The sequence below is a fragment of the Niveispirillum sp. FG156 genome (assembly GCF_057809555.1).
This window is the reverse complement of sequence record NZ_JBMDKE010000041.1, coordinates 45,743-64,534: the sequence shown is the minus strand read 5'-3', so window position 1 is coordinate 64,534 and position 18,792 is coordinate 45,743. Positions and strand designations below refer to the sequence as shown.

Sequence of the window (18,792 nt, the reverse complement as noted above, 5' to 3'; positions counted from 1 at the left end):
CCGGGATTGGTGCCACCACCACCGGGGTTCGTACCGCCGCCACCGGGATTGGTGCCACCACCACCGGGATTGGTGCCACCACCGCCAGGGTTCGTGCCGCCGCCACCAGGATTGGTGCCACCACCGCCAGGGTCAGTACCGCCACCACCGGGATTTGTGCCGCCGCCGCCCGGATTGCTACCGCCACCACCAGGGTTCGTGCCACCACCGCCGGGGTTGATCCCACCACCGCCAGGCAATGTGCCACCACCGGGATCAATTCCGCCGCCACCTGGGTTCGTGCCGCCACCGCCCGGGTTGGTGCCACCCCCTCCCGGATTGGTGCCGCCACCGCCGGGATTCGTGCCACCACCGCCAGGATTCGTGCCGCCGCCAGGGTCAGTACCGCCACCACCGGGATTTGTGCCGCCTCCCCCTGGGGTGGTTCCCGGCCCCCGGCCACCGCCACCGCTAGTACCCGCCACCACGCTGCCGCCGACACCGGCCGCAACACCAGCAACAACCCCCGGAGCCACAGCTCCAGCGCCAACACCAGCACCGGCGGCTGTCGCCCCCGTGGTGCCACCCGCGCCGCCGCCACCGCCCCCAAGGTTGGACGCGGCCCCCCGATCATCCTGGGGGACGACTTCCGCGACCTGCTGATCCTCGCTAGAGCGTGAATTGATATTGGTCAGCGTGTCATCGCCAAGCGCCACCACCGTCCGGCTGCCGGGATTGATGACCTCGCCACCCACCAGCTGTATCTGGGTACGCAGGCCCGTAGCGACGCTGATGGCGGTTGCGATGGCGCCCAGGTTCAGGGGCTGGTTGGCATAGATGACAGGATTTTCCACCATGGCCGCAAGGACCACACGCCCCCGCAGCATGCTTTCCATGACATTGACAACGACGCGGACCTTGGCCGCCGTCATGGCCGTGGCCGCCACCCCCTGAGGCCCCGGCACCGTCACGCGCAGGTCCCTGATTTCCAGTTCCGGCGGGAAGCCACGCACTGACTCCGGCAGCGCCTGCACCCGCATGCCACGCAGGTTGCCGGCATTCATGGTGGCCAGCACCTTCTCCGCCCGCCCCGGAATGTCAAAGGCAAAGGGTGCCAGCAGCACCAGCAGGGTCAGAATCACGCTGGTATAGAGCACGAAGCGGAAAAACCAGCGAAGCGGGGTCAGCATGAAGCGCAACATGGCGGATAACCGGCACGGGTTGGCGGGTGGCGCATCCTACAGCGGCGCTACCCCCAAAGTCTTGTGGTCGATGCACAGATCAACCACCAAACTTGGACGGGGTGGACAGGGACGCCATCCCGACGCATCCTGCACCCCGTGAAGCCGCCGACAGGTCCCCTGCCCCATGCCGCCAACCGCAACGCCACAGCTGTTCATCTTCCGCTGGCGCAACGAGGCCGGCAGGGATACGGAGCTGTCCTGTTGGGCCGTCAATGAGCGGGAGGCGGAATTGTCGGCCCTGCGCGCCGGCTGGCCCGGCCATGACGGGTCGCGTATGGGCCGCTACCGGGCACAGCTGAAACGGCACCTGCTTTATGATGAAGATTTTTGAAAACAGATATTGACAGGCCCGGCGCAGTTTCATAAATAGCGGCTCCCGTTCGGGACCACCCGGACGGACGAGCTTCGGCACCGTAGCTCAGCGGTAGAGCAGGGGACTCATAAGCCCTTGGTCGCGTGTTCAAATCACGCCGGTGCCACCATATAGAACCCCGTCAGAGATACCTCTGGCGGGGTTTTCGCTTTTCAGGCTTGGCGATGATACGATCTTCTTTCTGCTCAATCAGCCGAAAAGGGCCGCCCGCATGCTGAAATCCTTTGATCGCAAGGGGGCGCTGCGTGGCGCCATGTTGTTGCTGCTGGCCCTGTCGGTCGCGGCCTGCGCCAACCAGCCGGCACCCGAAGTGACCCATCCCCTGCCCGGCCTGCTCTGGGGTCTGGTGCATGGTTTCCTGGCCCCGATTTCCTTTATCGGCAGCCTGTTCCTGGACATGCGGATGTACGCCTTCCCCAATGACGGGCTTTGGTACGATTTCGGATTCGTCGTGGGCTCCGGCATCCTGTTCGGTGGCGGCAGCCGGGCGGTTTGAAATTAGGCAGCGATCAGGTTGCCGGCGGACAGGTTCGGGCCGACCTTCATGCCATAGCCGTTGGTGGCCTTGCCGCTGCTCTGATCGCCCTCATCGCTGTCACGGGCGCCGGAGCCGGTGGAGCGCTTCTTCTCCTCATCGTCGTCCGACGGCACGGCAAGGCTGTCCAGCATCATGATGGTGAAGGTGGAGATCGGCTCCTTGCCCGACACGGCAGAGCGCATGCCCGTCAGCCAGGGCTGGGAGGAAGTATCCGCCGCCTGAACGGTGCCCAGCGTCGTGGACCCGGCAAATTGTGCCGGGGCATCATCGAACTTGGCGGCAAAATTGTCGAAGATTTGCCCCACCGACTTGGGCCGGGTGCCGTCATAGAAGACGTTCAGATTGGCCTTAGCCGCGTCAGGCAGCAGGTTGGCCGCCGGCTGGTTGGGGTTCTTGTCCATGGCCTTCAGGAACTTGGCGGCCCCACCGGCACCCAGGAAGTGAGCCATGTAAAGTTCAGTCTTTCCCACCGGACGGCCCAGTTCATTTTCCAGGTGGGTCTTGTTGTCGTTTGCCAGTTCAGCGGCAAAAATGGCCGACATGCGCGGATCCTTGCGCAGATTCAGGATTTCCTTGCGCGTCTGGGGATCAGAGACAGAGCCATTATTGATCTTGTCGGCATAAACACCCAACCCGTACTTGGCCCCGTGCTGTTCCACCATGTTCAGCCAGGTTCCTTCCGTGAACTGGAACAGGCCGGTGGCGCTGCTGGTCGATGCCTTGACATCGGTTCGATAGCCGCTTTCGACCCCGGCCTTATCCATCAGATAGGCAAAATCAACCCCGGTTGCCGCACTGGCCTGCTGTACGGCGCGAACCACATGGGCCGGCGCATTGCGCGCATTTCCCTTGGTTTCAGCGACGCTGCCCTGGTTCAGGAGGTTGAGGTTGCTATTCACGGGACGGCTCCACGGGTACGGGTGTTGGCATGAGGTAAAGCAATCGGCGTGCCAAGCCCAAAAAGCGCCCCAAACCCTGATGACAAGCACCTGCCTTTTACGTTAACGTAAGCACCGACAGCCGAACATCCAGCCGGCGGGGCTTGCCGGGTGGATGTGTTCGCGCGATGTTTCATCATGAACCGGGCGGGGCGCTGGAACCTGCCCAATATGTTAAGCCGGGAGGATAAGGCGAAATGACCGCTTACAACGCACCCATCCAGGACATGCGCTTCACGCTGAACCATGTGGTCGGCCTGTCGCAGGTGGCCGGCCTGCCCGGCTATGACGTGGTAACGCCCGATCTGGTGGATCAGGTCCTGGACGAGGCCGGCAAGCTGGCGCGCGATGTGCTGGCGCCGCTGAACTGGGTCGGCGACCAGAACGGGGCGAAGCTGGAGAATGGCGTGGTCACCACCGCCCCCGGCTTCCGCGACGCCTACTGGAAATATGCCGAGGGTGGTTGGAACGCGGTCCCGTTCGATCCGGATTTCGGCGGTCAGGGCCTGCCCTGGACGCTCGCCCTGCCGATCCAGGAAATGTGGACCTCGGCCAACATGTCCTTCTCCCTCTGCCCCATGCTGAACCAGGGCGCGGTGGAACTGCTGCAGGCCCATGGGTCGGAACAGCAGAAGAAGCTGTATCTGGAAAAGCTGATCAGCGGCGAATGGACCGGCACCATGAACCTGACGGAGCCGCAGGCCGGTTCCGATGTCGGTGCCGTGCGGACCAAGGCCGTGCCGAATGAGGACGGGACCTGGCTGATCACCGGTCAGAAGATCTTCATCACCTTTGGTGAGCATGACTTCACCGACAATATCATCCATCTGGTCCTGGCCCGTACCCCCACAGCCCCGGCGGGCGTGAAGGGCATCAGCCTGTTTGTCGTGCCGAAATTCATGGTGAATGAGGATGGCAGCCTGGGCGCGCGCAACGACCTGCGTTGCGCCGGGCTGGAGCACAAGATGGGCATCCATGCCAGCCCGACCGCCGTCATGGCCTATGGCGACAATGGCGGCGCTGTCGGCTTCCTGGTGGGTGAGGAAAATCGCGGCATCGAGTACATGTTCACCATGATGAACAATGCCCGCCTGGGCGTTGGCCTGCAGGGCATGGCGATTGCCGAACGCGCCTATCAGCAGGCGGTTGACTATGCCAAGGGCCGGGTGCAGAGCCGCGCCTTGACCGGCAAGGACCCCGCCCCCGTCGCCATCATCAAGCATCCCGATGTGCGCCGCATGCTGATGTGCATGAAGTCGCAGATCGAGGCGGCCCGCGCGCTCGTCTACCTGACGGCGTCGGCGCTGGACAATGCGCATCGCAACCCGGACACCGACGCTGCGAAGGCCGCGAACGCCCTGAACGACCTGCTGACGCCCATCACCAAGGCCTGGTGCACCGACCTGGGCGTGGAGCTGACCAGCCTGGGCGTGCAGATCCATGGCGGCATGGGCTTCATCGAGGAAACCGGTGCCGCCCAGCATTACCGCGACGCCCGCATCGCCCCCATCTATGAGGGCACGAACGGCATCCAGGCCAACGACCTGGCCTTCCGCAAGGTGCTGCGCGATGGTGGTCAGGCGGCCTTTGCCCTGATCGCCGAAATGCGCGCCACGGCCACCGCCATCGCCGCCCAGCCGGGCGACGACATGGCCACCATGGGCGCCAACCTGACCGACGCCATCGACGCTGTGGAAACAGCGACGAAGTGGGTGGTGGAAACGGGCAAGGCCGACATGACCGCCATCGCGTCGGGTGCCGTCAGCTATCTGCGCATGTTCGGCGTTACCATCGGCGGCTACCTGACGGCCAAGGCCATGATGGCGGCCAATGGCCTGATGCGCGAACCGGGTGCCGATGCCAAGTTCCTGGATGGCAAGATCATCACGGGCCGTTTCTATGCGGACCAGATCCTGCCCCAGGCACGCGGCCTGCTGACCGTTGTGACCCAGGGTCACCGCGCCGTCATGGGCCTGTCGGAAGACCAGTTCTGATGATGTGCCGCGTGGGTGGCACGGGTTGCCACCCACGCATTCCGACGAAGGGCATAGGCCCAACGTTTGCGTGTCTAGGCTTTTGCGTCAAATGGACTTAAAGGGGTCCCAGTTCCACAGTGCCTTATCGATTAAGGGCTGGAGGAAACCCCGATGACCGAGACGCCGACGGATGAACTGCGCCTGCTGGCCGCCAAGATTGCGACCGCGTACATACAGGCCAACCCGCAGGCGCCGGATCAGCTTACAGGCGTGATCCGACTGGCGTACCAGGGCCTGCAACGCTGCATCGCCCCACCCAAGCCCGCCGCACCGGAGCCCAAGAAGCGTCGCCGCCGGGGCCGGCCATCAGCAGCCTGATCGGTGCGTGTCATACCCGCGCCCTTGGCGACACCGCATGAGCGGCGCGGCGGTCGCCCTAACAACGGTCACAAATTGTGACCGTTGTTCTCAAGCGCGGCCTTCCACGACCATCTCACCATCCATCAGGCGGCGCAGGGTGCCCCGTGCCCGCGACAGGCGGGACTTCACGGTCCCGACCGAGACGTTGGCATTCAGCGCCGCCTGTTCATAGCTGACCCCGCGCAGTGCCACCATCACGACCATGTCGCGCTGGTCGGACGGCAACCGGGCCATGGCGCGGCGCAGGTCGCGGACCTGCATCCGCCCCATCTGCCGGGCAGGCGTGCCCCCCAGTTCAGCGCCGTCACAATCATCCAGGGCCACATGCTGCCGGTTCCGGCGCAGGCCGTTGATATGCAGGTTACGCAGCATCGTCGACAGCCACGCCCGCAGGTTCGTGCCCTCTTCCCACAGGTGCAGGCGCGTCAGGGCGCGTTCCATGCATTCCTGGGCCAGATCGTCGGCCAATGCGCCATCGCGGCACAATCCCAACGCATAGCGGCGCAGATATTCACGCTCGGCTGCCACCTGTGCCGCAAGGTCGGGGCGGGCGGAGGCAGTGGTGATATTGTACTGGCTGCTGGCCATGTTCATCTCCATCGTCCAAGGCTGGAACCAAGGTCTGCTTCGCCATGGGTCGAATATCGAACTATATTCGACTTTTTATTGGCACGACCAAAGTCAGGGGCGATTTGTTGATCTGTATTTTCCCCTTCGTGATTTAAGTAATTTTTATCCAGACCGTGTCATGATTGTGGCAGCCGGGGTCTAAGCTGTGATCTCTTTAGTCAGAGCCGGTTGGATATAGTCCATCCGCTACGGAAATGACGCCCGGTTGGAAAAACGGTGCGGATACGCTATATCCACCGGACAGGTGGAACATGGCTGCATCGACCGGCTGGCCAGTGCCTAACCCTCCGGTTGGCTGGCGGTTTGGTTGGTTAAGGCTTAGTGTTCGCGTCTGAGGTGGCAATGGCCGGTGACAGCCGTCATCGCCGCTGCCGCGTGCCCTGCCAAGGACCCGTCATGTTGACGCCCACCCACGAGCCGTCCAAGTCCCCTACCCCGCTGCGGCCCTTGAACGAGGCCACGGTGCTGTCCGTCGTTCTGCCCATGCATAATGAGGGGGAGAATATCGACGCGCTGTTTGCCCGGCTTGCGCCCGTGATGGAACGGCTGGGCGTGCCGTATGAGGTAGTGTGCGTGGATGACGGTTCCCGCGATGACACCTGGGCCCGGTTGCAGGCTGCACACACCGCCAATCCGCGTATCCGTCTGGTCCGGTTCAGCCGCAATTTCGGCAAGGAAATGGCCATGACAGCCGGCCTTCGCCATGCGTCGGGCCGGGCTGTCGTTTTGATGGACAGCGACCTGCAGCACCCGCCCGAAGTGATCGAAGAGTTCTATGCCCATTGGCAGGCCGGTGCACAGGTGGTCTATGGCGTGCGCCGCTCGCGCGATACCGATCCGCCGCTGCGCCGTTTCCTGACCCGCCGTTTCTACCGCATGCTGGATGGCATGTCGGAAGTGCCCCTGCCCCGCGATGCCGGCGACTTCCGTCTGATGGACCGCGCCGTGGTTGACGCGCTGAACCAGATGGGCGAGCGCACGCGCTTCATGAAGGGGCTTTATTCCTGGGTCGGTTTCCGGCAGGTGGCAGTTCCGTTCGAAACGGCGCCCCGCCATGCGGGCACCACCACCTTCAGCACCTGGAAGCTGTTCCGTTTCGCCATGGATGGCATTGTTTCCTTCTCCACCCTGCCCCTGCGCATCTGGTCATGGCTGGGGCTGGCGGTGGCGGCCATCGCGGTGCTGTATGGCGCCGTCATCCTGCTGAAGACCATGATCTTCGGGATCGATGTTCCCGGCTATGCCTCCTTGATGGTGGCGACCCTGTTCATTGGCGGGGTGCAGTTGATCTGCCTGGGCGTGCTGGGCGATTATCTGGGCCGGGTCTTCACGGAAGTGAAGGGACGGCCCCTCTATCTTGTGTCGGACAGCGTCGGCTTTGCGGTCAGCGCAGCGACAGAGACAGCCGATCACCGCCATCCAGCGGCGGCCCTGCCCGACCGGCGCAGCGGCGCGAACTGACCCGTGATGGGCCCATCCGGCGCAAGGGACGAAGGCCCTTCCAATTTCTGGGATATTGTGGCGCAGCTCATCTTGGCTGGCGCCTTGCTGTTTGTCGCCTCGACCTTCAAGCAATATGGCATCACCTGGGATGAGCCGCTGCATCTGGAGAACGGGCGCCGCGCGCTGGACTGGTACCTGTCGCTGGGGGAAGACCAGCGGGTGCTGGGGTTCCAGAATCTTTATCTCTACGGCGCCCTGGATGACACGGTGACGGCGGTGGCCGGCATCCTGCTGCCGTTTGATGCGTATGAGACGCGGCGGCTGGTCGGCGGGCTGGTGGGTGTCGCGGGGCTGGCCGCGGTTCGGGCACAGGCGCGGACGCTGGCGGGGCCACGCGCCGGCGCACTGGCCGTTCTGCTTCTGGCGCTGACGCCGGAATGGATGGGGCAATCCTTTGCCAATCCCAAGGACGTGCCCTTTGCCACCGCCGCCGCCTGGATGGGCCTTTACCAGATCCGCCTGATCCGCGACCTGCCGCGCCAGCAGATGGGCACGCTGCTCGCCTATGGCATCGCGTTCGGGGCCGCGCTGGGCATCCGTGTGGGCGGGGTCGTGTTGATCGGGCCGTTGGGTATCGCTTGCCTATACTGGCTGTTTCTGCGCCTGCGGGAACGGCCCCTGGGTACCGCCCTGTGGGAAGGGGTGACGGCGGCGGCGCGGCTGCTGCCGGCCTTTGCGCTGGCCTGGATGATCATGCTGGCCTTCTGGCCCTGGGCACAGTTGGACCCGGTATCGCGCCCGCTGGAGGCCTTGGCCGGCTTTTCGCACTTTCCCTTGGAGTTCAGCTTTCCGTTCGCGGGCCGGACGCTGGTGACAACCGACCTGCCCTGGTGGTACGTGCCGGTGGCCTTTGCTGTGAAGCTACCGGAGGTCACTTTGCTGGGCCTTGGCGTTGCGGCTGTCATGGGTGTGCGTGCCCTGCGCCGGCCCCTGACCCTGCTGCCGGAACGGGTCGGGCTGGCAGCGGCGATCCTTTTGCCGCCCCTGATCGTGATCGTTACGGGTGCCGTGCTTTATGACGGTATCCGGCATCTGCTGTTCCTGCTGCCGCCCCTGTCGGTGGCGGCTTCCATCGGGCTGGATCGGCTGGCCGGTCAGTTGGCGGCACCGATGGTTACCGCGCGCCTGCCCCTGGCCAGCCGCATCGCGGGGGGAATGCTGGTTCTGTGGGCGGGCTGGCAGATGCTGAGCGTCGCCCGCCTGCACCCGTATGAGGCCATCTGGTACAATGCCCTGGCCGGTGGGGTGCGCGGGGCCGAGGGCCGGTTTGAGCTGGATTACTGGGGCAGCCCCCTGTCAGAAGCCGCAGACCGGCTGCGCAACCTGATTGTGGGACAGGAAGGCGGCGCCGCCGTTGCCCATCCCTACCGTATCCGCATCTGCGGCCCGCATGACAGCGCCCTGCATTACCTGCCCCCCACCTGGAAGGCTCCCAAGGACGGCCAGGGGGAGGCCGATTTCTATATCGCCTTCACACGCGGCCAATGCGGCCCGGTTCCGGCGGGGCGTGAACTGCTGCGGGTGGAACGGATGGGGGTCGTCCTGGCCTATGTCCTGGACCTGCGGGAAAAGCCGTAGGCCGGGGCGACGATGGTCCTGGCAGGATGAGAGGGTGCAGTTCCGCACCCCCGCCTGTAGAATGATCGGCATCCTCCACCGCGACCCGTTCCGACATGCCCCACGCCCCCTCCTGGTACGCCGCCACGGCCCACCACGCCCCCGCCCGCCCGCCGCTGGTGGGCGATATCGCTTGCGATGTCTGTATCGTCGGGGGTGGCTATACGGGTCTGGTGACCGCCATTGAGCTGGCGGCCAAGGGCATGTCCGTCACGATCCTGGAGGCCGAATCCGTCGGCTGGGGCGCGTCCGGGCGCAATGGCGGGCAGATCATTACCGGCTTCAACAAGGGCATTGAGGATATCGAGAGCTGGGTCGGCAAGCAGGATGCGCGGCACCTGTGGGACCTGTCGGAAGAAGCCAAGACCATGCTGTCCGACCTTGTCGACCGGTACGGCATCGATTGTGATCTGAAATGGGGCTACCTGCTGGCGGCCCTGAAACCCCGGCACATGACAGGCTTGGCAGAGCATCAGGCGGAGTTGGAGGGGCTGGGCTACGGCAAGACGCGCATGGTGGGGCGCGATGAAATCCGGTCCATGGTGGCAACCGACGCCTATCTGGGCGGGTTGTTCGATGACGGCAGCGGGCAGTTGCACCCGTTGAACTATGCGCTGGGGCTGGCGATTGCCGCCGAAGGGCTGGGCGTGCGTATCCATGAGGGCAGCCGGGTGGTGCGCATCGATACCGGGGCCACGCCAAAGGCGTTCACGGCAACAGGATCGGTATCGGCAAAATTCCTGGTCCTGGCCGGCAATGCCTATCTGGGGGACTTAAGCCCCCCCATCCGCGCCCAAGTGATGCCGGCGGGCACCTACATCATCGGGACCGCGAAGATGGAGGCGGAGCGGGCGCAGGCTCTGATCCCGTCTGACATCGCGATTGCAGATGTGAATTTCGTACTGAACTATTACCGGCGCAGCCCGGATAACCGCTTCCTGTTCGGCGGGGGCGTCAGCTATTCCGGGTTCGACCGGCCCGACCTGAAACAGTCGCTGCGCCGGACCATGCTGAAATATTTCCCGCAACTGGCCGATGTCGGCGTGGAGTTCTGCTGGGGCGGCCATGTCGCCATCACCATGAACCGCATGCCGCATCTGGGCCGGGTCAGCCCCACGACCTATTTCGCGCAAGGATATAGCGGCCATGGCGTGGCCCTGACCGCGATTGCCGGGCGTGTGATGGCAGAGGCGATTGCCGGTCAGGCGGGCCGTTTCGACATCTTCGCCCGCGTGCCGCACCGGGCCTTTCCGGGACCGCCGGGCCTGAAAATGCCCGCGCTGGTGCTGGGCATGATGTGGTACAGGCTTCAGGATTGGCTGTAGCAGCTACGAAGCTTCACGCCACCCGCCGCCGCCATATCCAGCGGATGGCGGTGATCACAAGGGTGATAGCAAGCGCCTGGGTCAGCAGGGTCGATAGCTGGAACAGCGGCTGCTGATCCAGGCGGTTGAAATATTGCCACCAGAACCGGGTCACCGGGTCGCGCAAGGGGCGTAACAGGCTGTCCCAGGCATCGAACAGCCCGTCTGGAATATTGTCCCGGAAGACCATGGGCAGGGTCAAAAACAGGACCACGCCGATCAGCGTGGCGATAAAGCGCAGCAGGCCCCACATTCCCGTCCGTCCCCCATCCCCGGTTTCAGCACCTCACCATAATGTGCGGCGCTGCCGTTCGGGAAGGGCGGCGTCATAGGCGGGGCCGCCTTCGGCACCGTTACTGGCCTCTGCCGTCATCTGTCCCGCCGTGGGAACGCCATCCGGGCGGCCCCGCGCACCCAGGACCCAGAGGTCGGAACGGATCAGGGCGCGGGCGCATTGGAAATAGACCTCGTCGATTTCCACCCATATCACGGACCGGGGCAACTGCCCCTCCATGGCCAGACGCTGGCAAAGGTCCGCATCAATGCTGATGGCGGCGCGGCCATTGATGCGCAGGCATTCATTGACACCAGGGATCAGGAACAGGCAGGCCACACGCGGATCGGCGATGATGTTGCGCAAGCTGTCGATGCGGTTATTGCCGCGCCGGTCGGGGATCAACAGGGTCCGGTCATCCAGGATGGTGACCGCCATACCCGCATCCCCGCGCGGCGACACGTCAAGCCCACCTGCCCCCACGGACCCTAGCGCGAAGAAAGGTGCTGCCGACAGCCAGGCACGGTAGGCTTGCGTCAGCCGGTCTGAAACCTTGGCCAGCGACGGCGCGCCCGGTGGGCCATACAGCCCCTCCAGCACCGCGATATCACTGATAAGGCCGGGCGGGTTCGGGAGGGCGGGATGCGGCATGGCGCGTCACCTCGGGGATATGGACAGGCCCCCAGTGTCGGGGCCGGGACGGGCGGGGACAAGTGCGCGGGGCACATGGGGGCTTTCCATTCCGGGCACGATGCAGGATGCTGATCGCACTGGCACGGCCACGGGGGCCGCTGCCGATGGGAACGGGGAACCCATGCTGAACGAATTCAAGACTTTCATCAGCCGCGGCAATGTCGTGGATCTGGCCGTCGGTATCATTATCGGCGCGGCCTTCACCGCCATCGTCACCTCGCTGGTGAACGACATACTGATGCCGCCCATCGGCTATCTCATGGGCGGCATCGACTTCTCCGACTATTTCATCAGCCTGTCGGGCGGCGACTATCCGTCCCTGAAGGCCGCTAAGGATGCCGGCGTCACCACCATCAATTACGGCCTGTTCATCAACGCCGTAATCAAGTTCTTCATCGTAGCCTGGGCCGTGTTCATCCTGGTCAAGCAGGTGAACCGCTTCAAGAAGAAGGAAGATGCCAAGCCCGTGGAGCCGACCAAGAGCGAGATCCTGCTGACCGAAATCCGCGACCTGCTGAAGGCCAAGGATTGATCAATCGCGGAGAAGGGGCGCGTCAGATCGCCCCTTGCCGCAACAGTTCCACCGCATGGTTCGCGGCACGCGCCGTCAGGGCCATATAGGTCAGCGACGGGTTCTGTGTGCCGTTCGACGTCATGCAGGCCCCGTCGGTGACGAACAGGTTCGCCACCTCATGCGCCTGATTCCAGGCGTTCAGGACGGAGGTGGCGGGGTCGCGGCCCATGCGGGCGGTCCCCATCTCATGCGTCTTGAAGCCCACCGGATGGTCGAACCGGGCGTGCGCCGTCACATCCTCGCACCCGCCGGCGCGCAGGATTTCCGCCGCCTCGTCCCGGCCCCGGCCGATCATGGCCAATTCATTGTCGCGCAAGGTGCAGTCCAGATGCGCCAGCGGAATGCCCCAGCGGTCGGTTTTCGTCGGGTGCAGGGTCAGGCGGTTATCGGCGTAGGGCAGCATTTCCCCGAACATGTCGATACGGATGGTCCAGGGGCCGTATTGTGTGGCCCCATCCTTCACCTTCGCACCAAAACCAACCTGTCGCCCGGCCCCCTCCATGGCGCGACCGCGCGTGGCCCCACCCTGAAAACCGAAGCCCCGGATGAAGCCGTCACCCGGCTTCTGTCCCCTGGCCCGGACATTGGGGATATAGATGTTATTCGGACGCCGACCAAAATCATACCGGTCCAGCATTCCCGGTACCCGCCCCGACGCGGAGGCACCGCCAACATGGTCCATCAGGTAACGGCCCAGCGCGTCACTGCCATTGGCCAGCCCGCGCGGATGCGCCTCGCTGCGGGAATTCAGCAAGATATGGGCGGACCCGATGGCCGAGGCACACAGGAACACCAGCCGCGCGCGGTGGGTGCTGGTGCCCATGCTGTTGGCATCGATCACCCGCACGCCCGTGACGCGGCCCGTGGCCGGATCATGTTCCAGGCTGTGGCAAATCTGATCGGTCAGAATGGTCAGGTTGCCGGTGTTGCGGGCGGCAGGAAGGGTGGCAGACAGGCTGCTGAAATAGGCACCGAAGGAGCAACCCCGGCTGCAATGCGACCGCGCCTGACAGCGTGACCGGCCCAGCGCCTCCTGCTCCGCCGTCGGTGCTGTCATATTGGCGGTGCGGCCCATGATCATATGCAGATCGGGGCGCCGGCGTTTTAGCGTCTCCGACACGCGGCGTTCGGCGCAGTTCATCTCGAACGGCGGCTGAAACACCCCGTCGGGCAGCTCGTCCAGCCCCTCAAGGCTGCCGGAAATGCCCGCGAACCGTTCGACATGATCGTACCAGGGCGCCAGATCGGCATAACGGATGGGCCAGTCCACCCCGTGCCCGTCGCGCAGGTTGGCGGTGAAATCCGCCTCCCCCCAGCGATAGGATTGCCGATACCAGGTCAGCGACCGTCCCCCCAACTGATAGCTCCGCGTCCACATGAAGGGCCGGTCTTCGGGGTAGGAGAAGGGATAGGTCTTTGTATCGGCAAAGAGTTGCAGGTGCTGCATCCTATAGATCCAGTCACCCTTATCCTTCATATATTGCCAGCCCTTATCCGGCCAATCCTCCGGCACCAGATTGCGGAACTCCACCTCCCACGGGGCTTCCATGTCGGTATAGTCGGAACCGCCATGGTCGATATGCCGGCCACGTTCGAGGACCAGGGTCTTCAACCCCTTCTCGCACAGTTCCTTGGCTGCCCAGCCGCCGGTAATGCCGGAGCCGATGACGATCGCGTCCCATTCCATCAGCGCGCCCCCGCCACCAGCTGTTCCATCTCCACCCGCGTAATGTCGCCCCGATACTGGCCGGGAACGGCGACATAATCAGGATCGGCCCCTTCGGACGTGAAATAGGCGTACCAGATCAGCTGCTTCAGACGGCGATAGGCCTGATCCGCTGGGCCCTGCCCATGAAAGGCGGCGATATCGATGCCGGTCAGCAGGGCGGCGCGTTCGGCGGGCGGGCGGGCCAGGAAGCCATGGGGGGCTGCCCTGGCGTCGATATCGCTCAGCGCCTGACGGAACTGCGCCCGCGTCGCCGGCAGCGCCCAATCCAGCATCAGCCCATCGATCACGCCATGGACATTGGCCGCCATGGCGCCGGGCGTGGCGGTGGCGGGGATCATGATCTCCGCCACCTCGGCCAGCAGCGCCATTTCGCGGGCATTGAAGAAACGGCCCGGCTGCCCCTTGCCAGCCCTCGTCCCCTCATAGGCCCAGACGGGAAGCGCGCCGTCCAGGAAGGTGCCGCCCAACAGCGTGATGGCGGCCAGCAGGGCCTGTCGCCGGTTCATATGCAGCGTTCCTTACAGGGGACGGATACGGACGGAACGGAATTCCAAACGGTCCTTGCCGGGGCGCAGCAGGATGGGACCCGATGGCGGCACGCCGAGCGCAGCCCGGCGACCCTCCACCAGCTTTGATCCGTTCAGCCAATGCTCGATCCGGTCGCCGCGCGCCAGGATACGGACGCGGTTCCAGTGGCCGGCGGGCTTCATCGATGGCTTGTCAGGATTGGGATCGGTCAGGTTGCGGGCCGGAACCTTGCCGATCAGGGTGCCGCTGGCGGCATCCCCCTGCCCCTGCGGCCCCTGTGCTAGGCGATAATCGGCACTGCCCAGATAGGTGATTGCGCCATCGGCCCCATCGGTCGCGCGCACATCCAGTTCCAGATCGAAATCCGTAAACCGGTCGGCGGTGACCAACGGGGTGGCGGCACCATCGCGGATGATCACCCCGTTCTCGGTGCGCCAACCACTGGCCGACAGACCGGACCACCCCGCCCCATCCCGCCCGTTCCAGAGCAACCGCCAGCCCAGGGCGGCGCGTTCAGTGCTGATATGGTTGGCGATGAAATCCTGCTCATCCGTTACGTCCAGCGGCCTGCGCATATAGCGGCCAGGATCGTCGGTGATGATGCGCAGGTTGCGGAACCGCACCTCCAGCCCCGCATTGGCCGGATCGGGGCCGACATCATGCACCTGCAACCCGATAAAGCCGCGCGGTGTCATGTCATCGACCATGACAATGGCGGGCAGACCGTTCAGCCAGGTGCGAAAGCGCGTGCCCACCGCCTCCACCCTCAGATGGTTCCAGTCGCCGGATTTGAAGCTGGCCTGGGTTTCGGGCCGGTGGGCCGGTGTCGCCAGCCACAGCCGGCGCTGTTCATCATACAGCCCACCCGTCCAGCGGCGGGCGGCATGGTCGATTTCCACCTGATAGCCGTGGACGACGCCATTGCGATAATCGGGCTTGGTCAGCGCCCGGATCATCACGCCGGTATTCAGGCGCGGATCGGTCTTCACCTCGAATTCCAGGATGAAATCGCCGAACAGTTCCTCGCTGCACAGGAAACTGTTGGGCGATTTCTCCACCGATGTCCCGACAATCTCTCCCGCCTCCAGCCGGTAGCTGGCCCGCCCACCCAGCGGGCGCCAGCCGGGAATGGAACCATCCGGGGCGGCGGCAGGCGGGATCAAGGAGTACCAGGGCGGTGGGCTGGACGCCCAGGATGGGGCCAAGGGGGCGGATGCGGCAGCAGCCAGCATCCCCAATGCCGCCCGACGCGTAGGGGCCATGATCGATCCTCCCTGCTTCACCCGCCGGATCATTCTATCGTCCAGCTATGTGACAACCTTGTCATAACGGATTGCGGAACGATGGGAAAGTGTCTTCTTAATTGCATTATGCAAACCCGGACACTTTGCATAATGCAACTACAGGCAATGCCAAACCATCAAACCATTGCATAGCGCAATGAAAATCCGACACAGACGCCCTTAACTACCTGGAATCAGTCTTGCTTTAGTACAGGAACGACCGGCATCAGCCGGCATTGCAAGGCCCCAAGGCCAGAACCGAGGTTGTCACCATGGTCCGCAAAGACCACGCATGCGCGGCGTTGGCCGCCACCCTGCTTTTGGCCTCCAGCGCCCTTCCGGCACTGGCGCAGTCCAATGGCAGCATCGGCCTGCGTGGCACCATGGAAACTATCTGCTTCGTGCAGATCAATCAGACAAACACCAGCAGCGTCGATCTGGTCAAAGGCACCAGCAATCTGACCATCGGTACCGTGGGTGAAAAGTGCAACCGTGGCAACGGCTTTACCGTCACCATCTCGTCGGCCAATGCCGGTGCCCTGGTAAACGCCACCGGCGCACGCGCCGCCTACACGGTGCAATATGATAATTCGGGCGTGAAGTCGCTGGCCACCCCCGTCGTCCTGACACGGACCAGCGCCAAGAAGACGGTGTCCACCAAAAGCTTCAAGGTCAACATCCCCGCCAACCCGCAGGCCATCGCCGGCACCTATGCCGACACGATCACAGTGGCGATTGCGGCCCGTTAAGACGGAACCATCCGCACCGTAACGCTGTTCCCCCTCCATGAACCCCACGGTCAGAGGAGGAACGATATGCGCGGCATTCTGCTTTGGGTCCTTGGTATCCCGATCCCCGTCATTATCATTCTGTATCTGGTCGGCGTGATCTGATATCGGGTGGGCATGTGGCCAGAAAGGCAGCAAGCCCATGTCATTCTTTTCACATCGGCGGCGGCGCCTAGCCGCCGTGCGCCCACCTCCCCCAACCTTCACCCGCCTGAACCGGGGTTGGAACGCGGAGCCTGTATGCCCAGCGCCAGAATTCTGGACCCAGGACGGGGCGCTTCACATGCGCCTTATCCTGAATCACTATGCCTTTCCTGCCTTCCAGGAAGACGAGCAAGGGATTCTGAGGTTTGGCAATTGCAGCCGTTACCGGCTGGGCGAAACCAATGACGAGGGCTGGTACCAGAACCAGTGCCGCTACCGTCAGGCGGCCCCGGATTGGGGCGAGTTCTACGAACTGACCGGCCCCGATCAATTGCGGGATCAGCCGGAAGACTGGATCACCCTGGCCCCGGACGCAGACGGGTTTCGTCATTTCCTGTTCTACATGAAGGACGAGACATTCGAATGCATGGCATCCGACTGGTCCTTCGCACCCATGGCCGATAACGCCCTCCACCGGGTGTTGGGCGCGCGAGGGGGATAGGTGGCGGCCCGGTCAGGCCGCCACTGTCGTCACGCTCTTGTTCTGCTCGCGCGTCTTCAGGAACCGCAGAGCCGGGAAATCCTCCTGGGCGCGGTTCAGCTGCCAGCCATTGCGGGCCAGATAGACCAGCGCGCCGTCATGATCTTCGGCCAGATCGGCGCGGCGGCTATCGATGAAGTTCTTCAGCGCCACGGGATCATCGCTTTCCACCCAGCGGGCGGCGTCATAGCCCGCCGTCTCGAACCGGGCCTTCATGCCATATTCGGCCTCGATGCGCGCGGCCAGCACCTCGAACTGCAGCTGTCCGACCACACCCACCACCCAGTCGGCGCCGACGATGGGCTTGAAGACCTGCGACGCGCCTTCTTCGGCGAAATGCTCCAGCGCCTTGCGCAGATGCTTCACCTTCATCGGGTCATCCAGGCGCACACGCTGCAACAGTTCGGGTGCGAAGCTGGGCACGCCGGTATAGCGCAGTTCCTCGCCCTCGGTTAGCGTGTCGCCGATGCGCAGGGTGCCGTGGTTGGGGATGCCGATGATATCGCCGGGGAAGGCGTCTTCGGCCAGTTCCCGGTCGCGGGCCAGGAACAGCACCGCATTGTTCACGGCCAGGATCTTGCCGCTGCGCATATGCTTCAGCTTGGTCCCGCGCTTGAAATGGCCGGAACAGAGGCGGAAGAAGGCGATACGGTCGCGGTGGTTGGGGTCCATGTTGGCCTGGACCTTGAACACGAAGCCCGTCACCTTGCTCTCGTCCGGCTCCACCATGCGGCCATCGGCCTTCTGATGGCGCGGCGGCGGGGCATAGGCGGCCAGACCAAGCAGCAGCTCGCGCACGCCGAAATTATTGATGGCGGAGCCGAAGAACACGGGCGTCTGGTGACCTTCGCGATAGGTCTCCAGATTGAAGGGCGGGCACAGCTCCCGCACCATGGCCACATCCTCGCGCAGCTTGGCGGCCTGATCGGCGGGCAGCATCTGGTCGATCTTGGGATCGTCGATGCCGTTGCATTCCACGCCATCGGTCGCCACATCGCCCGAACGGCGATCCATCAGGATCAGCCGGTCGCGGATCAAGTCATAACAGCCCCGGAAATCCGACCCCGACCCGATGGGCCAGGAGGCAGGGGTGACTTCCAGCTGCAGGTCGCGCTCCACCTCGTCCATCAGATCAAACGGGTCGCGCGCGTCGCGGTCCATCTTGTTCACAAACGTGATGATGGGCACGTCGCGCATGCGGCAAACCTCGAACAGCTTGCGCGTCTGGGCCTCAATGCCCTTGGCCCCGTCGATCACCATCACGGCGCTGTCGACGGCGGTCAGGGTACGATATGTATCCTCGGAAAAATCCTCGTGGCCCGGCGTATCGACCAGATTGAAGGTACGGTCGGCATAGTCGAAATTCATCACCGACGCCGTGACCGAAATCCCGCGCTCCCGCTCCACCTTCATCCAGTCCGACCGCGCGCGCCGCTGCTCGCCCCGCGCCTTCACGGCACCGGCCATCTGAATGGCACCGCCGAACAGCAGCAGCTTCTCCGTCAACGTCGTCTTACCCGCGTCAGGGTGCGCGATGATGGCAAAGGTACGACGCTTGGCGACTTGCGCTTCAAGGATATTGTCGGGCATGGACGCTTGGCTCTTCAATCGGACAGTGGGCGCTGGTGGATTAACGGATACGGACCGAAACTTGAA

19 protein-coding genes and 1 tRNA gene are annotated in these 18,792 nt (G+C 64.0%); 11 read left to right on the top strand and 9 right to left on the bottom strand.

The features are described from left to right. Window positions 1-1,181 (bottom strand): hypothetical protein (locus ACODSP_RS22735; protein WP_488967821.1); only part of this gene is annotated, 1,181 nt, incomplete at its 3' end. Window positions 1,182-1,347: 166 nt separating this feature from the next. On the opposite strand from ACODSP_RS22735, the gene ACODSP_RS22730 reads away from it, so the two are divergent. From ACODSP_RS22730 to ACODSP_RS22720, 3 genes are all read left to right on the top strand, one after another. Further along, on the top strand, window positions 1,348-1,554 hold the full coding sequence (locus ACODSP_RS22730) for a hypothetical protein (protein WP_488967820.1): 207 nt from the start codon (window positions 1,348-1,350) through the stop codon (window positions 1,552-1,554). Between the two features lie 76 nt (window positions 1,555-1,630). Beyond that, window positions 1,631-1,705 (top strand) — tRNA-Met (locus tag ACODSP_RS22725). Between the two features lie 102 nt (window positions 1,706-1,807). Next, window positions 1,808-2,092, top strand: coding sequence for a hypothetical protein (locus tag ACODSP_RS22720; protein ID WP_488967819.1), 285 nt, complete (start codon window positions 1,808-1,810; stop codon window positions 2,090-2,092). 2 nt (window positions 2,093-2,094) lie between these two features. On the opposite strand, the gene ACODSP_RS22715 is transcribed toward ACODSP_RS22720, so the two are convergent. Then, a complete protein-coding gene (locus ACODSP_RS22715; RefSeq protein WP_488967818.1) occupies window positions 2,095-3,033 on the bottom strand; it encodes a lysozyme family protein in 939 nt (312 codons plus the stop codon). A gap of 236 nt (window positions 3,034-3,269) precedes the next feature. On the opposite strand from ACODSP_RS22715, the gene ACODSP_RS22710 reads away from it, so the two are divergent. Both ACODSP_RS22710 and ACODSP_RS22705 read left to right on the top strand, forming a co-directional pair. Continuing rightward, complete coding sequence (locus ACODSP_RS22710; protein WP_488967817.1) at window positions 3,270-5,066, top strand: acyl-CoA dehydrogenase; 1,797 nt, start codon at window positions 3,270-3,272, stop codon at window positions 5,064-5,066. 153 nt (window positions 5,067-5,219) lie between these two features. Further along, window positions 5,220-5,426 (top strand): hypothetical protein, encoded by a 207-nt coding sequence (locus ACODSP_RS22705; protein WP_488967816.1) that lies wholly within the window; start codon window positions 5,220-5,222, stop codon window positions 5,424-5,426. Between the two features lie 90 nt (window positions 5,427-5,516). On the opposite strand, the gene ACODSP_RS22700 is transcribed toward ACODSP_RS22705, so the two are convergent. Continuing rightward, complete coding sequence (locus tag ACODSP_RS22700) at window positions 5,517-6,056, bottom strand: sigma-70 family RNA polymerase sigma factor (protein WP_488967815.1); 540 nt, start codon at window positions 6,054-6,056, stop codon at window positions 5,517-5,519. A 438-nt stretch (window positions 6,057-6,494) separates the two neighbouring features. On the opposite strand from ACODSP_RS22700, the gene ACODSP_RS22695 reads away from it, so the two are divergent. The 3 genes from ACODSP_RS22695 to ACODSP_RS22685 all read left to right on the top strand — a co-directional run bounded on the left by ACODSP_RS22695 (window position 6,495) and on the right by ACODSP_RS22685 (window position 10,543). Then, window positions 6,495-7,559: a glycosyltransferase family 2 protein gene (locus ACODSP_RS22695; RefSeq protein ID WP_488967814.1), complete on the top strand. Its 1,065-nt coding sequence runs from the start codon at window positions 6,495-6,497 to the stop codon at window positions 7,557-7,559. 57 nt (window positions 7,560-7,616) lie between these two features. After that, window positions 7,617-9,179: a glycosyltransferase family 39 protein gene (locus tag ACODSP_RS22690; RefSeq protein ID WP_488967813.1), complete on the top strand. Its 1,563-nt coding sequence runs from the start codon at window positions 7,617-7,619 to the stop codon at window positions 9,177-9,179. 95 nt (window positions 9,180-9,274) lie between these two features. Next, window positions 9,275-10,543 (top strand): NAD(P)/FAD-dependent oxidoreductase, encoded by a 1,269-nt coding sequence (locus ACODSP_RS22685; RefSeq protein ID WP_488967812.1) that lies wholly within the window; start codon window positions 9,275-9,277, stop codon window positions 10,541-10,543. A gap of 13 nt (window positions 10,544-10,556) precedes the next feature. On the opposite strand, the gene ACODSP_RS22680 is transcribed toward ACODSP_RS22685, so the two are convergent. Continuing rightward, window positions 10,557-10,835, bottom strand: a complete 279-nt coding sequence (locus ACODSP_RS22680; protein ID WP_488967811.1) for a hypothetical protein — start codon at window positions 10,833-10,835, stop codon at window positions 10,557-10,559. A 33-nt stretch (window positions 10,836-10,868) separates the two neighbouring features. Further along, entirely contained in the window at window positions 10,869-11,507 is a 639-nt protein-coding gene (locus ACODSP_RS22675; protein WP_488967810.1) for a pyridoxamine 5'-phosphate oxidase family protein, read from the bottom strand. Between the two features lie 163 nt (window positions 11,508-11,670). Here ACODSP_RS22675 and mscL point away from each other — a divergent pair, with 163 nt between their 5' ends. Beyond that, complete coding sequence (gene mscL, locus ACODSP_RS22670) at window positions 11,671-12,081, top strand: large conductance mechanosensitive channel protein MscL (RefSeq protein WP_488967809.1); 411 nt, start codon at window positions 11,671-11,673, stop codon at window positions 12,079-12,081. A gap of 22 nt (window positions 12,082-12,103) precedes the next feature. On the opposite strand, the gene ACODSP_RS22665 is transcribed toward mscL, so the two are convergent. From ACODSP_RS22665 to ACODSP_RS22655, 3 genes are read right to left on the bottom strand one after another with little or no spacing between them, the layout of a single operon-like run. Continuing rightward, window positions 12,104-13,810, bottom strand: a complete 1,707-nt coding sequence (locus ACODSP_RS22665) for a GMC oxidoreductase (protein WP_488967808.1) — start codon at window positions 13,808-13,810, stop codon at window positions 12,104-12,106. Further along, window positions 13,810-14,358, bottom strand: coding sequence for a gluconate 2-dehydrogenase subunit 3 family protein (locus tag ACODSP_RS22660; RefSeq protein WP_488967807.1), 549 nt, complete (start codon window positions 14,356-14,358; stop codon window positions 13,810-13,812). The genes ACODSP_RS22665 and ACODSP_RS22660 overlap by 1 nt, the downstream gene beginning before the upstream one ends. 12 nt (window positions 14,359-14,370) lie before the next feature. Further along, on the bottom strand, window positions 14,371-15,642 hold the full coding sequence (locus ACODSP_RS22655; RefSeq protein WP_488967806.1) for a 3-keto-disaccharide hydrolase: 1,272 nt from the start codon (window positions 15,640-15,642) through the stop codon (window positions 14,371-14,373). 293 nt (window positions 15,643-15,935) lie between these two features. On the opposite strand from ACODSP_RS22655, the gene ACODSP_RS22650 reads away from it, so the two are divergent. After that, window positions 15,936-16,412, top strand: a complete 477-nt coding sequence (locus ACODSP_RS22650; RefSeq protein WP_488967805.1) for a hypothetical protein — start codon at window positions 15,936-15,938, stop codon at window positions 16,410-16,412. Window positions 16,413-16,734: 322 nt separating this feature from the next. Beyond that, complete coding sequence (locus ACODSP_RS22645; RefSeq protein ID WP_488967804.1) at window positions 16,735-17,097, top strand: hypothetical protein; 363 nt, start codon at window positions 16,735-16,737, stop codon at window positions 17,095-17,097. Between the two features lie 12 nt (window positions 17,098-17,109). On the opposite strand, the gene ACODSP_RS22640 is transcribed toward ACODSP_RS22645, so the two are convergent. Then, window positions 17,110-18,726 carry a peptide chain release factor 3 gene (locus ACODSP_RS22640; protein ID WP_488967803.1) on the bottom strand — a complete coding sequence of 539 codons (1,617 nt, stop codon included), beginning with the start codon at window positions 18,724-18,726 and terminating at the stop codon, window positions 17,110-17,112. Window positions 18,727-18,792 lie beyond the last annotated feature (66 nt).